The 19,295-nt window shown below is 28.8% G+C and carries 16 protein-coding genes; 9 read left to right on the top strand and 7 right to left on the bottom strand.

Annotated elements, in window-relative coordinates; genetic code table 11:
* Nucleotides 1-3 precede the first annotated feature (3 nt).
* Together ruvA and CQA69_RS06710 are read right to left on the bottom strand one after the other, a co-directional pair.
* Nucleotides 4-555 (bottom strand): Holliday junction branch migration protein RuvA, encoded by a 552-nt coding sequence (ruvA, locus tag CQA69_RS06715; protein ID WP_137621016.1) that lies wholly within the window; start codon nucleotides 553-555, stop codon nucleotides 4-6.
* Nucleotides 531-2,390: a flagellar assembly protein A gene (locus tag CQA69_RS06710; protein WP_137621015.1), complete on the bottom strand. Its 1,860-nt coding sequence runs from the start codon at nucleotides 2,388-2,390 to the stop codon at nucleotides 531-533. The genes ruvA and CQA69_RS06710 overlap by 25 nt, the downstream gene beginning before the upstream one ends.
* 131 nt (nucleotides 2,391-2,521) lie before the next feature.
* On the opposite strand from CQA69_RS06710, the gene murJ reads away from it, so the two are divergent.
* The 7 genes from murJ to CQA69_RS06675 are packed head-to-tail and all read left to right on the top strand — an operon-like array spanning nucleotide 2,522 to nucleotide 11,104.
* Nucleotides 2,522-3,967: a murein biosynthesis integral membrane protein MurJ gene (murJ, locus tag CQA69_RS06705; RefSeq protein ID WP_137621036.1), complete on the top strand. Its 1,446-nt coding sequence runs from the start codon at nucleotides 2,522-2,524 to the stop codon at nucleotides 3,965-3,967.
* Nucleotides 3,968-3,971: 4 nt separating this feature from the next.
* Nucleotides 3,972-5,354: a cysteine--tRNA ligase gene (gene cysS, locus CQA69_RS06700; RefSeq protein ID WP_137621014.1), complete on the top strand. Its 1,383-nt coding sequence runs from the start codon at nucleotides 3,972-3,974 to the stop codon at nucleotides 5,352-5,354.
* Entirely contained in the window at nucleotides 5,347-7,083 is a 1,737-nt protein-coding gene (locus CQA69_RS06695) for an ABC transporter ATP-binding protein (RefSeq protein ID WP_137621035.1), read from the top strand. Before cysS ends, CQA69_RS06695 begins: the two co-directional genes overlap by 8 nt.
* Nucleotides 7,084-7,139: 56 nt before the next feature.
* Nucleotides 7,140-8,189, top strand: a complete 1,050-nt coding sequence (locus CQA69_RS06690) for a quinone-dependent dihydroorotate dehydrogenase (protein ID WP_137621013.1) — start codon at nucleotides 7,140-7,142, stop codon at nucleotides 8,187-8,189.
* The gene (locus CQA69_RS06685; RefSeq protein ID WP_137621012.1) at nucleotides 8,186-9,427 is read left to right on the top strand and encodes a M16 family metallopeptidase; all 1,242 of its coding nucleotides are present in this window, start codon (nucleotides 8,186-8,188) and stop codon (nucleotides 9,425-9,427) included. The genes CQA69_RS06690 and CQA69_RS06685 overlap by 4 nt, the downstream gene beginning before the upstream one ends.
* 1 nt (nucleotide 9,428) lies before the next feature.
* On the top strand, nucleotides 9,429-10,325 hold the full coding sequence (gene dapA, locus CQA69_RS06680) for a 4-hydroxy-tetrahydrodipicolinate synthase (protein ID WP_137621011.1): 897 nt from the start codon (nucleotides 9,429-9,431) through the stop codon (nucleotides 10,323-10,325).
* Nucleotides 10,325-11,104, top strand: coding sequence for an enoyl-ACP reductase (locus tag CQA69_RS06675; RefSeq protein ID WP_137621010.1), 780 nt, complete (start codon nucleotides 10,325-10,327; stop codon nucleotides 11,102-11,104). The genes dapA and CQA69_RS06675 overlap by 1 nt, the downstream gene beginning before the upstream one ends.
* 34 nt (nucleotides 11,105-11,138) lie before the next feature.
* Here CQA69_RS06675 and CQA69_RS06670 read toward each other — a convergent pair whose 3' ends face one another.
* From CQA69_RS06670 to dsrO, 3 genes are read right to left on the bottom strand one after another with little or no spacing between them, the layout of a single operon-like run.
* The gene (locus CQA69_RS06670; protein WP_246023130.1) at nucleotides 11,139-14,150 is read right to left on the bottom strand and encodes a molybdopterin-dependent oxidoreductase; all 3,012 of its coding nucleotides are present in this window, start codon (nucleotides 14,148-14,150) and stop codon (nucleotides 11,139-11,141) included.
* 1 nt (nucleotide 14,151) lies between these two features.
* Nucleotides 14,152-15,213, bottom strand: a complete 1,062-nt coding sequence (gene nrfD, locus CQA69_RS06665) for an NrfD/PsrC family molybdoenzyme membrane anchor subunit (RefSeq protein ID WP_137621008.1) — start codon at nucleotides 15,211-15,213, stop codon at nucleotides 14,152-14,154.
* 1 nt (nucleotide 15,214) lies between these two features.
* The gene (gene dsrO, locus CQA69_RS06660) at nucleotides 15,215-15,979 is read right to left on the bottom strand and encodes a sulfate reduction electron transfer complex DsrMKJOP subunit DsrO (protein ID WP_137621007.1); all 765 of its coding nucleotides are present in this window, start codon (nucleotides 15,977-15,979) and stop codon (nucleotides 15,215-15,217) included.
* Between the two features lie 86 nt (nucleotides 15,980-16,065).
* Between dsrO and CQA69_RS06655 the strand changes: the two genes are divergently transcribed.
* A complete protein-coding gene (locus CQA69_RS06655; protein ID WP_137621006.1) occupies nucleotides 16,066-16,773 on the top strand; it encodes a response regulator transcription factor in 708 nt (235 codons plus the stop codon).
* Nucleotides 16,758-18,386: a sensor histidine kinase gene (locus CQA69_RS06650; protein WP_137621005.1), complete on the top strand. Its 1,629-nt coding sequence runs from the start codon at nucleotides 16,758-16,760 to the stop codon at nucleotides 18,384-18,386. The genes CQA69_RS06655 and CQA69_RS06650 overlap by 16 nt, the downstream gene beginning before the upstream one ends.
* Here CQA69_RS06650 and CQA69_RS06645 read toward each other — a convergent pair.
* Both CQA69_RS06645 and CQA69_RS06640 read right to left on the bottom strand, forming a co-directional pair.
* Nucleotides 18,340-18,648: a hypothetical protein gene (locus CQA69_RS06645; RefSeq protein WP_407924073.1), complete on the bottom strand. Its 309-nt coding sequence runs from the start codon at nucleotides 18,646-18,648 to the stop codon at nucleotides 18,340-18,342. The genes CQA69_RS06650 and CQA69_RS06645 overlap by 47 nt on opposite strands.
* A gap of 9 nt (nucleotides 18,649-18,657) precedes the next feature.
* Nucleotides 18,658-19,254, bottom strand: a complete 597-nt coding sequence (locus tag CQA69_RS06640; RefSeq protein ID WP_137621004.1) for an MBL fold metallo-hydrolase — start codon at nucleotides 19,252-19,254, stop codon at nucleotides 18,658-18,660.
* Between the last annotated feature and the right edge of the window lie 41 nt (nucleotides 19,255-19,295).

Below are 19,295 nucleotides of genomic sequence, written 5' to 3'. Positions count from 1 at the left end.
TCCTTATACTAATTTTTTAAGAGCTTCTTTTACAAGATCGCTAGTATTTAATGCTGTACAATTGTGTAAAATATTTAAAATCTTATCTTGTTTAAAGCCTAAAGAAAGCAGTGCCGCAAGAGCTTCATTTTTTTCATTACTTATATTATCAAGGCTTTTTTTGTGATCGCTTAGTTCTACTATAATTCTTTTTGCGGTTTTTGCTCCTATACCTGGGACTTTTTTTAAAGAACTTTCATCGCCTAAATTTAAGGCTTGATAAAAAGAATTAACATCCAAGCTGGAACATACTGCCATAGCAGTAGTTGCACCTATACCATTTACCTTTAATAGCATTTCAAACATTTTTTGTTCGTTTTTATCTAAAAAACCATAAAATTTATTAGAATCTTCTTTGATAATTTGCGTAATTAAGAATTCGTATTTTTCATTAATTTGAAGTTTGGTTGAGCAAAAAAGCGATATAAAAACTCCATAGCTTACTCCATTAGTGCATTTTATAACAATAAAAGTGGGTTCTTTTTGGGTAATTATTCCTTCGATGGCAACAACCATTCTGTATCCTTTTTATCATAGTCAAGTTTTTTATAAATTTCTATTAACTCTTGATTGTTTTCTATTCTTTTTTCAAGTCCTATAACCTTAGCACTTTCATTTTTAAAAGAGGAATAGAAAACATCTTTTTTTGGCTCTATAAGCGAGAATTTAATTTCATTCATTTCGCTCCATTTTCCACTTTTGTTAATAAATTTTGCTTCAAATAATGTTTGCTCAAGTGCTAATAATTCAGAGTGCAGTTTCTTTTTAAGTTCCAAACACTCTTTTTCTTCATTTTGTAGTTTATTTAATTCATTATTTTGTAAAGAAAATTCTTTTAAAATTTTTTCATATTGGGAAGGTATATTTTTTCCTTGATTTTTAAGCTCTGAAACTTTTTTTTCTATATTTAAAATCCCATTTTTACCAGATGAAATAAAATGCTTTAATTTATTTATCTTATGATTTAATGCAGATATTTTTTCTTTAATTTGTAAAAATTCTTTATCATAATCTTTATCGAGTGTTTTGACTCTAACATTAAATTTATTATTTTGACCTTTCATATTTTCAACAATGGCACAATCGTAAAATATGCAGGTGTTATTATTTTCCAAATTATCTATGTAAATTTTATCTGCTTGTATAGTACCACCTAAGCTTTTTTTGATTTTTACTTCTTTAGCCTTGACGGTTCCTCCTTCAAGCAGGTCTATATTTATAGTTTCACCTTCTATAGTGCCCCTATGTGTTTTTACATAAGCTTCTTTTGCATAAATTTGAGATTTAGAATGTGTTACGCCTTCGATTGTCATTTTTGTGGCTTTTAAATGAGTATTGCTTCCCACGCTTCCAGAGATATTCAATTCTTCACACTCTATTCCAACGCCTGAATTAACAGCATCTTGCATATCTGAAATGAATTTAATATTTATTTTAACATTTTTGTCAAGCCCAGCACGTATAATACCTACATTCTTAAAATCAACATCTCGAAACTCTAAAAAATTACTAATATCAAATTTATCTCCGTCTTGAACTACAAAACCTTTTTTTAAAGCAACGTAGTCTGTAAAATCTTCTTCTTCTATAGCTTTAAAAGCAGAAGAGCAATTAAATTTTACTTTATTTTCATTTGCACTTAATACTTTTAAAGTACGTAAATTAAGATCTTTACCTTCTTTTCCCTGTTTAAATTTAGCGTGTCTTAATACTACCTCGTTTTCATCTACAGCTATAATTCCTGATCTTTTTTCATCAATTGTATAATCTTTTGTTTTTTCTTTATAAAGCAAAATTAACTTTTCATCTTGACTTTGCATAGGTTCAACACCTCTTGCTATAACAACTTGAATTAACTTATTTATAGGATTTTTTCTATGTTGATTGCAAATAGCAATAAGTTCTTTTTTAAAATTAAAAATGCGTATGCCTATTAAAAATTTAAGCTTAAGCATTTTTTTGTAAATATTTTGTAGAATTTCAAAAGCTAGTTTTTCGTGAAAATCCAATACGCTAAAATCAATTTGTGCAACAATTTTTGTAAGATTTTTATTAGCTGTAAGTTTAATAGCTTTAGCGACTTTATCTTGGTTTGCATGATGAAAAATTTCTATTTTATATTCTTGTTTAATCTGTAAATCATTTCTTAAAAATACTTCATCTTTTTCGAAAAAGTTCAAATCTTTTTCAGAAATTTTTTCCCATTTACCATCACCAAAACAATATTGAGTTGAGAAAGCCAAGAGATTAAAATCAAGCTCATTTAAATTAATGCTTGTTCTTGAAGAAACTTCAAGTAATTCTTGATCCGGGCTTTCAGTATAAGAAATAATTTTTTCATCTAGTGCCAAGACTTTTCCTTAATTATAGTAAATTGATTTTTGAAAATTAATCTTTATAAAATTATAGTCAATTTTTAATCAATTTTAGTTAAAATAAAATCTTTAATATCTAAAAAATTATGAAAAATTTTCAAAAAAATATGAAAAATTTAGTATTTAAAAATTTTATTATCAATGCTTTGGGAATTTTATGTTCTCGAGTTTTAGGTTTAGTTAGAGATATTTTAATAGCACTTTTTTTAGGAGCTGGCCTTTATAGCGATATCTTTTTTGTAGCTTTAAAAATGCCCGCTTTTTTTAGAAGAATCTTTGCGGAAGGCGCTTTTGGACAAAGTTTTTTGCCAAATTTTGTAAAAGCAAGAAAAAAAGGGGCATTTTGTGTTAATATAATGATGCAATTTAGTTTAATTGTATTACTATTTTGCCTTTTAGTGAGCTTTTTTTCTTCTTTTTTTACTAAAATTTTCGCTTTTGGTTTCAATCAAGAAACTATAAATATTGCTTCTCCTTTGGTGGCAATTAATTTTTGGTATTTGTTTTTTATTTTTTTGGTTACTTTTTTAGGTGCAATTTTAAATTATAAACAAAAATTTTTTATTACTTCTTTTAGTGCAGCATTTTTTAATTTAAGTATAGTTATAGCCGCATTTTTTGTAGATAAAAATTATCCTTTAAAAACTCTTTATTATTTTTCTTACGCAACGGTTTTAAGTGGTGTGGCACAATTGATTTTACATTTAATTATCTTAAAAAATAATCCGGTTATTAAGGCAATGATATTAAGCATAAGGTTAAAAAAATCCAAAACAAAAATGAAATCATTTTATGGGAATTTTTTTCATGGAGTTTTAGGATCTTCTGCAACCCAAATCAGCTCTCTTTTAGATACCACAATAGCGAGTTTTTTAATCAGCGGAAGTATTTCTTATTTGTATTATGCAAACCGTGTCTTTCAGCTTCCTTTGGCTCTTTTTGCTATAGCTTTAACTCAAGTTTCTTTTCCTAAGATTTTAAAACACATTAAAAGTAATCAAGAAGTTTTAGCTTCTAAATTTATGCAAAAGGCAATGGCATTTTTAAGTATTTTACTTTGTGTTTCTAGTATAGCAGGTTCTATTTTTTCTTTAGAAATTTGCCAACTTTTATTTCAAAGAGGTAATTTTACCCGCGAAGATAGTATTCAAACAGCTTATGTTTTAATAGCTTATCTTGCAGGGCTTTTACCTTTTGGTTTGCAAAAACTTCTTTCATTATGGCTTTATGCGAAATTTAAACAAAAAACAGCCGCTTTAATTGCCTTTAAAGCTTTATTTATAAGTCTTTTGTGTTCGATTGCTTTTGTAATTTTAATCAAAGATGAAAATTTGAAAGTTATAGGAGTGGCTTTTTCTAGTTCTTTAAGTGCTTTTTATTTGCTTGGAGCTAATATTAAAGAATTTGGTTTTAAGAAATTTTTTGGTTTAATATCGTTTAGATTTTGTTTTTTAACAATAATTGCTTTAATTATTTTTGCTGCAATGCTTTATTTAACAAAACCTTATATTTTAAACCTTTTTATTTGGATTTATATGGGTATTAAAGGGTGATTTGATGAAGTTGATGGATAGTGTTAAAAAAGAAAAAATTCATTTAGATCAAAAAAAAATCAATATTTATTTGTGCGGTCCTACTGTTTATGATGATGCGCATTTAGGACATGCTAGAAGTAGCGTTTGCTTTGATTTATTACGTAGGGTTTTAATTGCTCAAGGCTGTGAAGTGAATTTTGTTCGAAATTATACAGATATTGATGATAAAATTTTAAAAAAAATATCTGAAAGCGGGAAAAGTATCAAAGAATTGACTGAATTTTATATACAAAGCTATGAAGAGGATATGAAAAAATTAAACGTTTTAGATCCTAATTTAAAACCTAGGGCAACTCATTTTATTGAGGAAATGATTGACTTGATTTCAAGATTAGAAGAAAAAGGTTTTACTTATATTTTGAAAGATGGTGTGTATTTTGATACAAGTAAGGATAAAGATTATTTAAGTCTTTCTAAGCGAAGTTTGGATGAAAATATTTCTCGTCTTGTAAATGATGTTAAGAAAAAAAACGAAAGCGATTTTGTACTTTGGAAATTTGATAAAAATTTTTATGAAAGTAAATTTGGAAAAGGTCGTCCAGGCTGGCATACAGAATGTGTAGCTATGATTGATTCTATTTTTAAAGATACGCTTGATATTCATGCGGGTGGAATTGACTTGCTTTTTCCTCATCATGAGAATGAATCAGCGCAGTGTCGTTGTGGCTGTGAAAGATCTTTAGCTAAAATTTGGCTTCATAATGGTTTTGTCAAAATCAATGGCGAAAAAATGAGCAAAAGCCTTAACAATAGCTTTTTTTTAAAAGATGCACTTAAAGATTTTATGGGTGAGGCATTGAGATTTTATCTTTTAAATTCGCATTATAGGGCGCATTTTAATTATTCTTTGGAAGATTTGTATGCTACTAAAAAACGTCTTGATAAATTTTATCGTCTTAAAAAGAGACTGGATATGGATGAAATTTTAGATTTTGATATGGTGCAAAATACAACATTTCAAAGCGATATTGCACAAAAAATTTTAGAAATTTTAAATGATGATCTAAACATCTCTAAAGCTTTAGCCTGTTTGGATGATTTTATCAATAATGCTAATTTAGAATTAGATAAAAAAAATAAAACTTTAAAACAAGATATTAAGAATTCTTTAGATGAATTAGCTAAAATTTTTGGCTTTGGTTTTATAAATACAAAAGAATATTTTCAATGGGGTGTGAGTGAAGATAAAAAAGCTTGGATTGAAAATGAAATTTTAAAAAGAAATGAAGCAAAAAAAGAAAAAGATTTTAAAAAAGCTGATGAAATAAGAGAGAATTTAATCAAAGAAGGTATCTTTTTACAAGATACACCAAATGGAACAATTTGGGAGTATGAAAATGCATAAAGAAATGAATTTAAAAGAGGTTTTAATCCGCTTTAAACCTTTTTATAAAAGGTATTGGAAGCAATTTTTTATTGTTGGAATTGGAATACTTTTGGCAAGTGGCGGAACTTCGGCAACTGCTTATATGATAAAGCCTATTTTGGATCAAATTTTTATAGAAAAAAAAGAAACTATGCTTTATTTTGTTCCTTTTTTGTTCGTTTTGGTTTATTTTCTTAAAAATGCAGGTTCTTATTTGCAAACTTATTATATTTCTTATATTGGTACAGATATGTTAAGGGTTTTGCGTTCTAAGGTTTTGAAAAATATTTTGCGTTTGGATATGGATTTTTTTAAGCAACATAGAAGTGGGGAATTAATTAGCCGTTGTACTAATGATATAGGTGCTTTACAAAGCATTGTTTCTAATATTATCCCAGATTTTTTAACCCAATTAATTACCGCTATAGGGCTTTTAGCTGTAGTTGTGATTCAAAGTCCAAAATTGGCTTTTTTTGCTTTAATTGTTTTACCAATTGCTATTATTCCTTTATTTTATCTTGTTAAAAAACTAAAGCTCTATGCAAGAAATATCCAAGAAAAAAATTCAGATCTTTTATCTCGTTTGGGAGAAATTTTTTCAAATATAGAATTAGTCAAAGCTAATAATGCACAAGAAAAAGAAAGACAAAAATTCGATCAAGAAAATGAGTCTTTTTGCAAAGTTATTTTAAAAAGCACAAGAATTAATGCTTTAACAAGTCCGATGATGGAAATTGTAGGTTCTATCGGGGTTGCTGTTGTTATCATTGTTGGAGGACGAGAAGTTATTAATGGAACTATGAGCGTTGGAAGTTTTTTTTCTTTTATTTCGGCACTCTTTTGGGCTTATACACCTATAAAGAGGCTTTCAGCCTTATATGGAAGTATTCAAGGAGCGGTAGCAGCAAGTGAGAGAACTTTTTATTTGTTGGATTTAGAGCCTCAAATTAAAGGAGGAAAAAAAGAATTAAAAAATATAGAAAATATAAAATTTGAAAAAGTAGAATTTGCTTATGATAATTCATTTAAAAATGTATTAGATGGTATCGATTTTGATTTTAAAAAAGGAGAAACTTTAGCACTTGTTGGTGCTAGTGGTGGTGGAAAGTCTTCGATTATTAATCTTTTAATGTATTTTTATGAAAAAAAACAAGGTAAAATTTTGCTCAATGGTTTAGATATTAGTGATTTTAATATCGAGAGCTTAAGAGATAGAATAGGACTTGTAACTCAAAATATTTATCTTTTTAATGATAGTTTTGCTGAAAATGTAGCTTATAGTGAATATTTGGATGAAAAAAGGGTGGTTGAAGCTTTAAAACTTGCAAATGCCTACGAGTTTGTAGAGTCAATGGGTGGAATTTACGCCGAAATAAAAGAGCATGGAAAAAATTTAAGTGGAGGACAAAAACAACGCATTGCTATTGCTAGAGCTTTGTATAAAAATCCGGATTTATTGATTTTTGATGAAGCAACATCTGCGCTTGATAATGAAAGTGAAAAAGCTATAATGAAAACCATAGAAAATCTTAAAAAAGAGAGATTGATTTTAATGATCGCACACCGGTTAAGTACAGTTGAAAATGCCGATAAAATTGTAATGATAGATCAAGGAAAGGTTTTAGCTATAGGAAAAGATGAAGAGCTTTTGAAAACTTGTGAGCTTTATTGTAAATTTAAAAATAAAGAAAAGGAAATAAAAGCTTAACTTTATTTTCATTTAGTTAAAATTTACATTATTTTTTATATTTTTAAAGGAAAAAAATGTATGAACAAATAAAACCTTTGCTTTTTAAACTTGAACCAGAGTCCGCTCATTATTTAGTAGAGCATTCTTTAAGAGGTCTTAATGCTATTTTTCCAGCTGCATTAGGTTTGATGGCTAAAAAATTTGTCATCAACGATGCAAGCTTAAAACAAAATTTACTAGGGCTTAATTTTAATTCTCCTGTTGGTATAGCAGGTGGTTTTGATAAAAATGGAACTATGGTTAAGCCTCTTAGTGCCTTGGGTTTTGGGTTTTTAGAATACGGCACTTTTACTCCTAGACCGCAAGAAGGAAACGAAAAACCAAGAGTTTTTCGTTTGGTAAAACAAGAAAGCATTCAAAATGCTATGGGCTTTAACAATAAAGGATCATATGAAGTGCGTTCGCATGTTTCAAAAGTTTATCCTTTTGCTTTGCCTTTGGGTGCAAATATTGGTAAAAATAAAGACAGTCAAAATGCTTTGGAGGATTATTTTATTTTGCTAAGAGAATTTAAAGATTTGTGTGATTATTTTGCTATAAATATTTCATCTCCAAACACTAAAAATTTAAGAGATTTACAAAACGATCAGTTTTTAAATGATTTATTAACAGAAGCAAAAAAAATCACTTCAAAGCCTATTTTTATAAAAATAGCGCCTGATTTAGAAATTCCTATAGCTATAGCTCTTTGCCAACAAGCTATAGAAAAGGGAGCTGATGGTTTTATAATTGCCAATACAAGTACAGATTATTCTTTAATTGACAATGGGCGAACCTTTGGAGGTATCAGCGGAAAGCTTATTCAAAAGAAAAATGGCCTTTTCTTTAAAGAGTTAGCCAAAGAGTTTTTCTCTCATACTCTTTTAATTTCTTGCGGGGGTATTGATAGTGGAAAAGAAGCGTATGAGCGTATTAAAAATGGGGCAAATTTAGTTCAAATTTATACTGCTTTAATCTTTAAAGGACCGAGTATAGTTAAAAATATCAATCAAGAATTAATTTCTTTATTAAGGCAAGATGGTTTTATGCATATTAGCGAAGCTGTGGGAGTTAATCTTAAATGATTCATTTTGAAAAAATTCGCCTAAAGAATAAACTTGAAGTTTATTCTTTTCCAATAAATAAAAATAGCGATGTAATCAGTGTCGATATTTTTTATAAAGTGGGATCAAGAAATGAAGTTATGGGTAAAAGCGGAATTGCTCATATGCTTGAGCATTTAAATTTTAAAAGCACAAAAAACCTTAAAGCCGGTGAATTTGATGAAATTGTTAAAAGCTTTGGAGGCTTAGATAATGCAAGCACGGGCTTTGATTATACACATTATTACATAAAATGTGCTAAAAAAAATTTAGATAAAGCCTTAGAGCTTTTTGCTGAATTAATGGCTAATTTAAATTTAAAAGATGAAGAATTTCAGCCTGAAAGAAATGTTGTTTTAGAAGAGCGTAGATGGAGAACGGATAATAATCCGCTTGGTTATTTATACTTTAGACTTTTTAATCATGCTTTTATGTATCATCCTTATCATTGGACTCCTATAGGATTTTACAAAGATATAGAAAATTGGACTATTGAAGATATTAGAGATTTTCATAGTGTATATTATCAACCTAAAAATGCTATTTTACTTGTTAGTGGAGATATAGAACATCAAGAAGTTTTTGATCTTTCTAGAAAACATTTTGAAAACATTAAAAATACAAAAACTATCCCAAAAATTCATACACAAGAACCTAAACAAGATGGCGCAAAAAGAATTATTGTAAAAAAAGAAACTCAAACTCAAATTTTTGCAATAGGATTTAAAATTCCAAATTTTAAACACAAAGATATTCCAACCTTAAATGCCTTATCAGAGCTTTTAGGAAGTGGAAAAAGTTCTATTATAAATGAAATTTTAGTAGATAAACTCCATTTAATCAATGATTTTTATGCTTTTGCTAATGATTGCATTGATGAAAATTTATTTATTTTTATTTGCAATTGCAATGTAGGAATTAAAGCTGAAGAAGTTGAAAAGGAGCTTTGGAAAATTTTAGAGCAAATTAAAAAAGGAAAATTTTCAGAAAAAGATTTACAAAGAGTTAAAAATAATATAAAAAGCGATTTTATTTTTTCGCTTGATACAGCGAGTGCAGTTTCTAATATTTATGGATCTTATTTGGCAAGAGGAGATTTAAATCCGCTACTAAGCTATGAAGAAAAAATTGAAAAGCTAACCTTATTGGATTTGCAAAAATGTGCTAAAAAATACTTTAGTGAAGAAAATTCCACGACTTTGATTTTAAGAAAGGAATAAAATGGATAGTAATGTCATCATTGGAGCAATGACCGCGCTTATTACTCCTTTTAAGGATAATAAAATCGATGAGCAAGGTTATGCAAAACTCATTCAAAGACAAATTGATAATGGGATTGATGCGGTAGTACCTGTAGGTACAACCGGCGAAAGTGCAACTTTAACACACGATGAACACAAAGCTTGTATCGAGATCGCAGTAGATGTTTGTAAAAATACAAGAGTTAAAGTTTTAGCAGGTGCTGGAAGTAATGCAACACATGAAGCGGTTGATCTAGCACAATTTGCAAGAAATTGTGGAGCAGATGGTATTTTAAGTGTAGCTCCGTATTATAACAAGCCAACGCAAAAAGGGCTTTATGAGCATTATAAAGCGATTGCAATGAGTGTGGATATTCCTATTCTTTTATATAATGTTCCAGGAAGAACAGGTTGTGATATTGCAACTGAAACTGCTATTAATCTTTTTAGAGATTGTGAAAATATTTATGGGATTAAAGAAGCAAGTGGAAGTATTGATAAATGCGTAGATTTACTTGCCCACGAACCTAAGATAGTTTTAATTAGTGGTGAAGATGCGATTAATTATCCTATACTTTCAGATGGAGGAAAGGGAGTTATTTCCGTCACTTCAAATTTATTGCCCGATAAGATTAGCTTACTTACGCATAAGGCTTTGGAAGGAAATTATAAAGAGGCAAAACAGATCAATGATGAGCTTTACAATATCAATAAAATTTTATTTTGCGAAAGCAATCCAATCCCTATAAAAACAGCTATGTATATAGCTGGATTGATAGAAAAATTAGAATTTAGACTCCCTCTTTGTCCTCCTAGTAAAGAAAACTATGCTAAAATACAAGAAGTAATGAAAAAATATGATATTAAAGGATTTTAATGAATCAAGAATTTCAAGGAAAAACTTTAGTAATTAGCGGTGGAACGCGTGGAATTGGGAAGGCTATTGTATATGAATTTGCAAAGGTGGGCGCGAATATAGCTTTTACTTATAATTCCAACGTTCAAATCGCAGAAGAAATGATAAAAGATTTGGAAACAAACTATAAAATTAAAGCAAGAGCTTACGAATTTAACATTTTAGAACCTGAAACGTATAAAGAGCTTTTTGAAAAAATCGATCAAGATTTTGATCGCATAGATTATTTTATTTCTAATGCAATTATTTCTGGCCGTGCAGTAGTAGGCGGATATACTAAATTTATGAAATTGAAACCTAAAGGGATTAATAATATCTTTACAGCTACAGTCAATGCTTTCGTTGTAGGTGCTCAAGAGGCAGCTAAGAGAATGGAAAAAGTAGGGGGAGGAAGTATTATTTCTATTTCTTCTACTGGAAATTTAGTTTATATAGAAAATTATGCAGGGCATGGAACAGCAAAAGCAGCGGTTGAAGCTATGGCAAGATATGCAGCTACCGAACTTGGAGAAAAAAATATCCGTGTAAATGTTGTCAGTGGCGGTCCTATTGAAACAGATGCTTTAAGAGCTTTTACAAATTATGAAGAAGTTAAGCAAGCCACAATTGATTTAAGCCCACTTAATCGTATGGGTCAGCCTGAAGATTTGGCGGGTGCTTGTCTTTTTCTTTGCTCTTCAAAGGCAAGCTGGGTAACTGGACATACTTTCATTGTTGATGGAGGAACTACTTTTAAATAAGATTTATCATCTTGAATATTCAAGATGATAAAGACTAGATTTTTTCTATTTTTACCATAAACGCTTGTCTTGCATTTGATCCTATAATAAAATCACTTAAATTTGGACTATTGGGTCTTGTAATATCTCTTAAACCTAATTGATTGTAAGCAATCCCATTTTTTCTTCTAATTCTTGCTTTAAGAGTTTTACCGTCTATGCTTAAATCTTTTGCACCTTCCGCACCTCTTCCATCCCCATATTCTAAGCCAACAGCCGATGGATGGATGCCTTCTTTAACTCTTACATAACCTATAATCGAACTTTCATAAGTGCTCAATTTTACCTTATCGCCATTTTTGATATTGTATTTTTTTGCACTTTGTGAATTAATATCTATATAGGTGCTATATTTTATTTCTTTTAAAGACTCAAGGGTGGCGGAATAAGAAGAGAAAATATTAGATTTATAATTAAACGCTAAAAGATCAAAACCTTCTTTTTGGATAATTTTTTTCCCATTAGCATATCTTGCATCATAATATTTTATAGCTCCACTATATCTTTCTCCACTGAGTGCATTTTTGGCAGTCCCAAGTTTTTCATTGTAAATCGCGATAGCTTTTTTATAAGAATTACTTAAAGCATTACCTTTATAGGCACTTTCTTTATTAGAAAATCTTCCTCCACGACTCATTATAAAAGCTACTTTTCTCCAATGCTCTTTACAAATTTCTTTTAAGATTTTTTCATATTTTTGTAATCCACTTATCTTAAATTCTTCATCGCTGATATCATTTACAGGATTTTGGGTATCCAATGCAACATTTAAAAAAGCTCTTAAATAAAAATCTTCCGGTTTATCTAAAGGATAATAATTTCCATCTTTATCTTTAATGGCATCTTTTCCAAAAGATGATAAATTTAAAGCTTTTCCAAGTTCAATTAAAAAACTATCCATGCATATACTTTGACCATTTTTAAATTTTTCATTTGGACTTTGGACAATAGGAAATCTTAAATGAGTTGTTTTTGTAGCATAACCAGCCCAAGGAGATAATACTCCCCAAGTTTCAAAAAGAACACTATCAGGAATGATATAATCAGCATATAAACTTGTTTCATTAATAAAAGGATCTATAGCTATAAATAATGGAATTGATTTTTTGGGATCTTTTAAAAGTTCGATAGTTTTTGAATTTAAACTTTGCCCATAGACAAGACTAGTTCCCCAGGTTATTAAGGTGCCAAGTTTATACGGGTAAGCATTAGCACTGCTTGTTAAAACTTCATTTTCTAAAGCATTACTCAATGGATACCATTGATCTTTAGCAGGATATGGATTTTGATTGTTTTTGATTTTTTCTTGAAATTCCGTACTGGTTTCGTAGGCTTTTCTTGCGCGATCTATTCTTGTTCCATAAGGTTTCTTTTTACCTTCATAGGCTAAAAGATTAAACATTTTTCCATTAAAACTATTGAATTTTCCACCTCCTATACTCATACCTCCTTTATGGTTTAAATTTCCTACCATGCTTCCTAGCATCATGATCGCATAAGCGGTATAAAATCCTGTTGTATGCATAGTTCCTCCGTGACAATCAGTCGCCACAGCTCTACCATACGAAGTAAATTCTTTTGCTAAATCAGCTATGATATTTGGTTCAATTTCACATTTTTGTGCATATTCTTCTAAGCTATATTCAAAAATATTTTCTTTTAAAATTTCAAAGCTAGTTTTTACTCGATACATTTTGCCTTTGTATTCTACATTCCCGTTAAATTCAAGATCAGCTTGTTTGACTTCATCGGCATTTTTAAGAATGCCATTTTCAAGGACTAAAATTTGATTATTTTCATCTCTTAAAAAAGTGCCATAATTTTCTTCATCTTGCAAGACAAGATGAGTTGCATTGGTAAAACTAACATCATTAAGGGCAATTTGCGATTTTAAACTTGGAATTTTTAAATAAGAAAGATTATAAAGTTTGTTTTCTATGATCACTCTTAACATTCCCATAACAAAAGCAAGATCGCTTCCTGGTTTTATAGGTATCCATCTTGATTTGTTTTCTACTGCAAAGGTATCAGCGTTGGTTAAATTTGGAGTTATGGTAACGTATTTCATTTCTCCTTCACTTCTAGCTTTTGCGAGTAAATGCGCTTGTCTTTTAAAAGGATTTCCAGCTTGTGCGGGTGCGGTTGCTATATTAAGAAGAAATTTACAGTGTTCAAAATCAGGTTTTAAATGGGGGTATTTTTGAAAATCATTCAAATAAGCAGCTTCACCCGCACGCATAGAAAGACCACAGATTGCAGTATGTCCTAAGTAATTTATCGTTCCAAAACTTTGAGCAAATCTGTGAGTGATAAAATTTTGCCTTCCTTCATCTCCTGTGCCTAAAATACACAATTTATTTGCTAAAGGACCATAATCTGGATTTTTTTCATCAATTAAAGTTTTTGTATCGCAAAATGTTTTAAGTCCTTCGATATGTCCTTCATTAAATAGATCTCCACCATTTACAATTTCAGAAATTAATTCTTCAATGCCAATGCTTTTCCATTTATTTTCTCCGCGTTTTCCTACTCTTTTTAAAGGCTTTGTGATTCTAAATTCATCATCAAGTTTATGATGGACGAAATTGCCTCTAACGCAACACGTAGAACGCATATTTAAACCATTTTCATTATGATTTGATAAGGCAATAAAACTTTCCTTTAAAGGTGTATTCATATCAAGATAAGGATCGCTTGAAAGTAGGCTGTAAGGATTTCCACTTACCCTAAGAACCTTTTGACTTTTTTTATCTATTTTAGCACGTACAGAGCAAAAGGTAACACAACCATTACAAACGCTTGGCATTATGTTAAATTTATCATTAAAATTAATTCCATTTTGATTTATAGTCGCTTCGCATTCTTGCGCGTTTGCATAGATAGTATTTTTTGCTTTAGTTCCTTTATCTGAAAAAGTTAATGTATGCTTTAAAGTATCAGAATATCCAAGTGCTGAAATCGCTCCAATGCTTAATCCTGAACCGATTAAAAATTTTCTTCTTTTCATTTTAATTTCCTTTTATAAGTATATTTTTATTAAAAAATGCCAAAACAAGGCAAAAAAGTGCAATTAAAAGTCCATAATTGCAAATTATGCCTATAAGATTTGAAAAATCTATGTGATATTCTAAAAAAGAAGGTGTGGTTTTTGGAAAAGATTGTCCTTTAATAACTAGAGTATATCTAAACAATAAACTTCCAAGTACACCTAAACAACCAGCTAAAAAAATAAAAGGTAATTTTTGATTTAGTCTTGAAAAACCTATAATTAAAGGTAAAAGAAGACAAAGCCCCATATCTACAAAGATGATAAAAAATCCTTCTTTTTGAAAGAAAATTTGAGCTATAAATTTATCTTCTGTGTTAAAAACCAATAAAAAGCTAAACCAAAAAATTCTTATAATCAAATCGAGTAAAGCAAAACAAGCTAGAAATTTAGAAAGAGTAGTAAATAAGCTAGAATCTAATTTTTCTTTTGTAAAAAATTTGATATAAAATCCAGCTATTAATATTAACATTCCACTTCCACTTACCAAGGCAGATATTAAAAATAAAATAGGCATTATCGAAGTATGTAAGAATATAAAGGAAGTTAAAATAGCAATTAAATAAGCAGTATAAAATTCTATTCCTAAAGCTAAAATAAAGCCTAAGATACTACAATAAAAAAGTGATTTTTGATATTTTAATTTTTGTTTAAAAACTACTTGATAGCTAAGATAAAGTTCTAAAAAGATAGTAAAAAAGAAGAAAATCAATAGCAAAACTCCCCATTTCATAGGACTAGTAAAGAAATTTTCCCATCCATATAAAAAAACATTGACTATTCTTCCAGGTTGAGTTAAATCATCAATCAAATTTAAGGGTGCTACCATTAAAAAAATAAAAGCAATGATTAAAGCTAAAAAGGCAATATTTTTAAAGTTTTTTTGCTTAAAAATAAAATATAAACTAGCAAAAATAAAATTAGCCGCTGAAATACCTGTAAGAAATAAATAATTTGCTATATTTAAACCCCAAGGTCTTTCAGGGGTAATACTTATAATTGAATGAATAATATTAAAGTCCATATTAAACTCCTTTACTTTGCCATGTTAATTTTTCATTTTTTGATTTTAATGTATCGTCTAAATCATCCATAGAAACTACATTGTCTGATAATTCTCCATTTAAACCTATATAAAAAACTTGAGGTTTTGTTCCACTTTTTTGTTTTAAAACGGAGCTTGGAAATTGAGTTAAAAATTTAGAAATTGAAGAATTTTTGTCATTTAAATCACCTATAATTCTTGCGCCTCCAACGCAAGTTTCAACGCAAGCCGGAAGTAATCCAGCATCTAGTCTATGGGCACAAAAAGTACATTTATCTACTACTTTGGTTTGAGAATTGATAAATCTTTTATCATAAGGACAAGCATTGACGCAGTATCCACATCCCCAGCACGTTTCATTATCGACAACAACAATACCATCTAATCTTTTAAAAGTTGCACCCGTTGGGCAAACACTTACACAAGGAGGATTTTCACAATGATTGCAAAGTTGAGGCAAGAAAGCTTTTCTAACATCAGGAAAAACTCCAATTTCAAATTCGGCAACATTAGTTCTAAATTGATCTTTAGGAACTTGATTTTCAACTTTACAACTAGCAGTACAAGCGTGACATCCTACACATTTTCTTAGATCGATTACCATTGCAAATCTTTTATTTTTTTGTCCTAATGCTCCAGGATTTTTTGTATTCCTGCTAGGATTTTTTAAACTAAAAGCCTTTGCGCTAGAAAATAAAGCTAGGGTAGTAACTCCTTGTTTAAGAAAAAAGCGTCTTTTATTCATATGATATCCTTAAAGTTTTTAATACTAAATTATTTTAAAAAAATAAAGAGAGAAAATAGAGAGATTTTTTGATTTGGCTAAAAATTATGTATAATATACTCATGGAAGAGATTTTAGCTTTATTCGGTAATTTGACTGTCTTAAATGTTGAAGATGAAGAAGGTGTAAGAAGATCTTTAAGTGCCAATTTGGAATTATTTTTTAAAAATGTTTATGAGGCTAAAGATGGAGAAGAGGCTTTAAATTTATTTTATAAAAAAAATCCCGATGTAATTTTTATGGATATTTGTATACCAAAATTAAATGGACTTGAAGTCTTAAAAGAATTAAGATCCACATATAAAAAAACTCCTATTGTAATTGTGAGTGCTTATAGTGAAAAAGAATATTTTTTAGAGGCTATTGAACTTAATATTTGCAAATTTTTAATCAAACCTTTTACTAAGGATGAATTTTTAAATACTTTAAAAAGTGTAGCTAAATGGATGTATGAATATACTGATGATTATAGGATAATATTGCAAAATAATGTTTTTTATGAGCCTTTAAAGTCTAGTATATTTTATAATAATCAAACTTCTATTCTTACAAAAAAAGAAAAACAAGTTTTTGAGTATCTTTTAAGAAATAAAAATCGAGTTGTCAGTTTTGAGGAGCTAGAGCTTTCAATCTACAATGACGCTGAAAATCATAAAGATGCTTTGAAAGCTATTATTAAAGAATTAAGAAAAAAAGTTCCTGATAAAACAATAGAAAATGTATTTGGTATAGGTTATAAATGCGTTTGTATTTAAAATTTTCAACCAAAACAAAGACAATGATTTTAGTTATAGTTTTATTTATTTTAACTTGCATAGTATTTAGTTTTTTAAGACAGATTGATATAAGGAATTTAATCAGTTTATCAAAAGAAGAATTTAAAGGCGAAATTGCAAATATTTACACTACAACTTTAAAGCGTACTAAAGAATTTTATACAAGTAGGGCGAAAGCAAATTTAGAATCTGACAATATAAAAAACTATATAAAAAATCAAGATATAGAAAAAATAAAAATTTTAACTCAAGCAAGATTTAAAGTCTTAAAAGAGGAAAATCCTTATTTACTTAATATGAAATTTTTTAACAATCAAGGACAACTTTTAACTTTTTTAGGAATAAAAAATCGATCTTTAAATCCGAAAAATGCAAAAAATGAATATTTTTTTCTTGATAAAGATATCTTAACTTATCACATTTTAACTCCTTTTTATGAGAAAAACAAATTACTTGGTTGGATTGAATTTTGCTTAGCGGCAGAATATTTTTTAAAAGAAATACAAGATTTTTCAGAATTAAAAGGGAATATTGTTTTTAATAAAGAATATCAAGATGGAAACTTAATAACAAAAGGCAGTCAAACCTTTATACTTCATTCTTTTACTTTATTTGATGTTGATGATAAACAAGCAAAAATGATTTTTTATCAAGATATTACTGAACAAGAAGATATTATAAAGAAATCTTTTATTGAAGCTTTAATATTGTCTTTATTTTTAATTTTAATTATTTTATTGATTTTACATTATGGCTTTAAGGTATTAATCAAAAGATTAGAGATTAGTGAGAATTCTTTAAGACACTTAAATGCTAATTTAGAGCAAAAAATTCAAATTGAACTCCAAAAAAGAAGAGAGCAAGAAAGAATTTTAATGCATCAAAGTCGTTTAGCTAGTATGGGTGAAATGATAGGGAATATTGCCCATCAATGGAGACAACCTTTAACAGAACTTAGTGCAATCATTACTCATTTAGGTTTAATGATGGAATTAAAAAGATTAGATTGCGAGAATTTTAAAAAACAAGAAAAAAGTGCCGAAAATTTAATATCCTATATGTCAAAAACTATAGATGATTTTAGAAATTTTTTTAAGCCAAATACAGAAAAAATAGTTTTTTCCATAGAAAAAACTTTAGATAAGACTTTGAAATTGTTAGAATCTTCTTTTAAAGAGCACTCAATAAACGTCAAAAAAGATTTTAAAGAAGAAATTGAATTTTATGGATTTCAAAATCAATTTTCTCAAGCGATTTTGAATATACTTTGTAATGCTAAGGATGTTTTAATAGAGCGAAAAATTAAAAATCCTTGTATAAAAATATCACTTACAAGAGAAAATCAAAATATTTTTATTAAAATTAAAGATAATGGAGGAGGAATTACTATTTCGCCTGTAGAAAAAATTTTTGAACCTTATATCAGTACAAAACATGCCAATATGGGAACGGGTATAGGCTTGTATATGAGTAAAGTAATTATAGAGAAAAATTTTAAAGGCAATTTATATGCAGAAAATAAAGACAATGGAGCAGAATTTACAATCAATCTAATTTTAACTTCCAGCCCAAAAATGCAGATGAAAGCGTAAGAATTAAAATCACGTTTAAAGCCCAGTTTCCAAACCCTATAAGTCCAATCGAAAGCATACTGTAAAAAAATCCTCCTATTGCACAATACATACAAATCGTGCTTAAGGAACCGTTTTCAGCCATTCTTTTACAGGGGCAAATTCTATAGAATTTTTTTTCATTGAATTGATTTTTTTTATTATTTCCAAAAAGTAAGCCCAGTAAAGCAAAAATGTTTAAAAATATAAAAAAATAAACTAAAAATAAGTCCAAACTATCCAAATTTTACTCCTAAAAAAATCTTAGCCAAGAAGGCAAATGTGCTTGCTCAGCTTTTAGAGTTGTTTCTTGTCCGTGTCCAGGTAAAAGTTTAAAATCATTTTCATAACTCATTACTCTTTGCAAGCTTTCTTTCATAAGATTTGGATCTGAGTATGGAAAATCCCATCTCCCTATACTTCTATAAAACAAAAAATCTCCGCTAAACATTAAATCTTCACCGACAACTTCTATCATAGTACAGCCTGGGGTATGTCCAGGCAAAAAATGAAATTTAAAATTAATCCCATTGATATCAAATATATTTTCATCTTGAACCAAAAAATCAGCCTTGCTATGTTCAAATCCTTTTTCAAATGGATCGTTGAGCATAAATTCATCGTTTTTATGTATATAAATAGGGATATTGTATTCTTTTTTTACCTTAGCATTATCCCACACATGATCATAATGTCCGTGAGTATTTAAAATAGCTAAAGGATTTTTAACGTGCTTTTGTATAAATTTTAAAGCTTCAAATCCAGGATCGATTATAAATTCGCCTTTTTCTGTAGATAAAATATAACAATTTGTTTCATAAGGGCCACAAGCTTGTTTGATAATTTGCATTTTTTAGCCTTTTTGTTTGGAAATTTATATATAATTATACT

Source organism: Campylobacter estrildidarum (genome assembly GCF_005406205.1).
In the GTDB taxonomy this organism is placed as follows: Bacteria; Campylobacterota; Campylobacteria; order Campylobacterales; family Campylobacteraceae; genus Campylobacter_D; species Campylobacter_D estrildidarum.
This window is presented reverse-complemented; position numbering and strand designations above follow the sequence as displayed.

Coding starts and splice junctions, on each gene's coding strand:
- CQA69_RS06650 (WP_137621005.1), top strand. CDS start 16,758: ATGCGTTTGTATTTAAAATTTTCAACCAAAACAAAGACAATGATTTTA.
- ruvA (WP_137621016.1), bottom strand. CDS start 555: ATGGTTGTTGCCATCGAAGGAATAATTACCCAAAAAGAACCCACTTTT.
- CQA69_RS06670 (WP_246023130.1), bottom strand. CDS start 14,150: ATGAAAAGAAGAAAATTTTTAATCGGTTCAGGATTAAGCATTGGAGCG.
- CQA69_RS06690 (WP_137621013.1), top strand. CDS start 7,140: ATGTATGAACAAATAAAACCTTTGCTTTTTAAACTTGAACCAGAGTCC.
- dsrO (WP_137621007.1), bottom strand. CDS start 15,979: ATGAATAAAAGACGCTTTTTTCTTAAACAAGGAGTTACTACCCTAGCT.
- murJ (WP_137621036.1), top strand. CDS start 2,522: ATGAAAAATTTAGTATTTAAAAATTTTATTATCAATGCTTTGGGAATT.
- dapA (WP_137621011.1), top strand. CDS start 9,429: ATGGATAGTAATGTCATCATTGGAGCAATGACCGCGCTTATTACTCCT.
- nrfD (WP_137621008.1), bottom strand. CDS start 15,213: ATGGACTTTAATATTATTCATTCAATTATAAGTATTACCCCTGAAAGA.
- CQA69_RS06695 (WP_137621035.1), top strand. CDS start 5,347: ATGCATAAAGAAATGAATTTAAAAGAGGTTTTAATCCGCTTTAAACCT.
- cysS (WP_137621014.1), top strand. CDS start 3,972: ATGAAGTTGATGGATAGTGTTAAAAAAGAAAAAATTCATTTAGATCAA.
- CQA69_RS06675 (WP_137621010.1), top strand. CDS start 10,325: ATGAATCAAGAATTTCAAGGAAAAACTTTAGTAATTAGCGGTGGAACG.
- CQA69_RS06685 (WP_137621012.1), top strand. CDS start 8,186: ATGATTCATTTTGAAAAAATTCGCCTAAAGAATAAACTTGAAGTTTAT.
- CQA69_RS06655 (WP_137621006.1), top strand. CDS start 16,066: ATGTATAATATACTCATGGAAGAGATTTTAGCTTTATTCGGTAATTTG.
- CQA69_RS06640 (WP_137621004.1), bottom strand. CDS start 19,254: ATGCAAATTATCAAACAAGCTTGTGGCCCTTATGAAACAAATTGTTAT.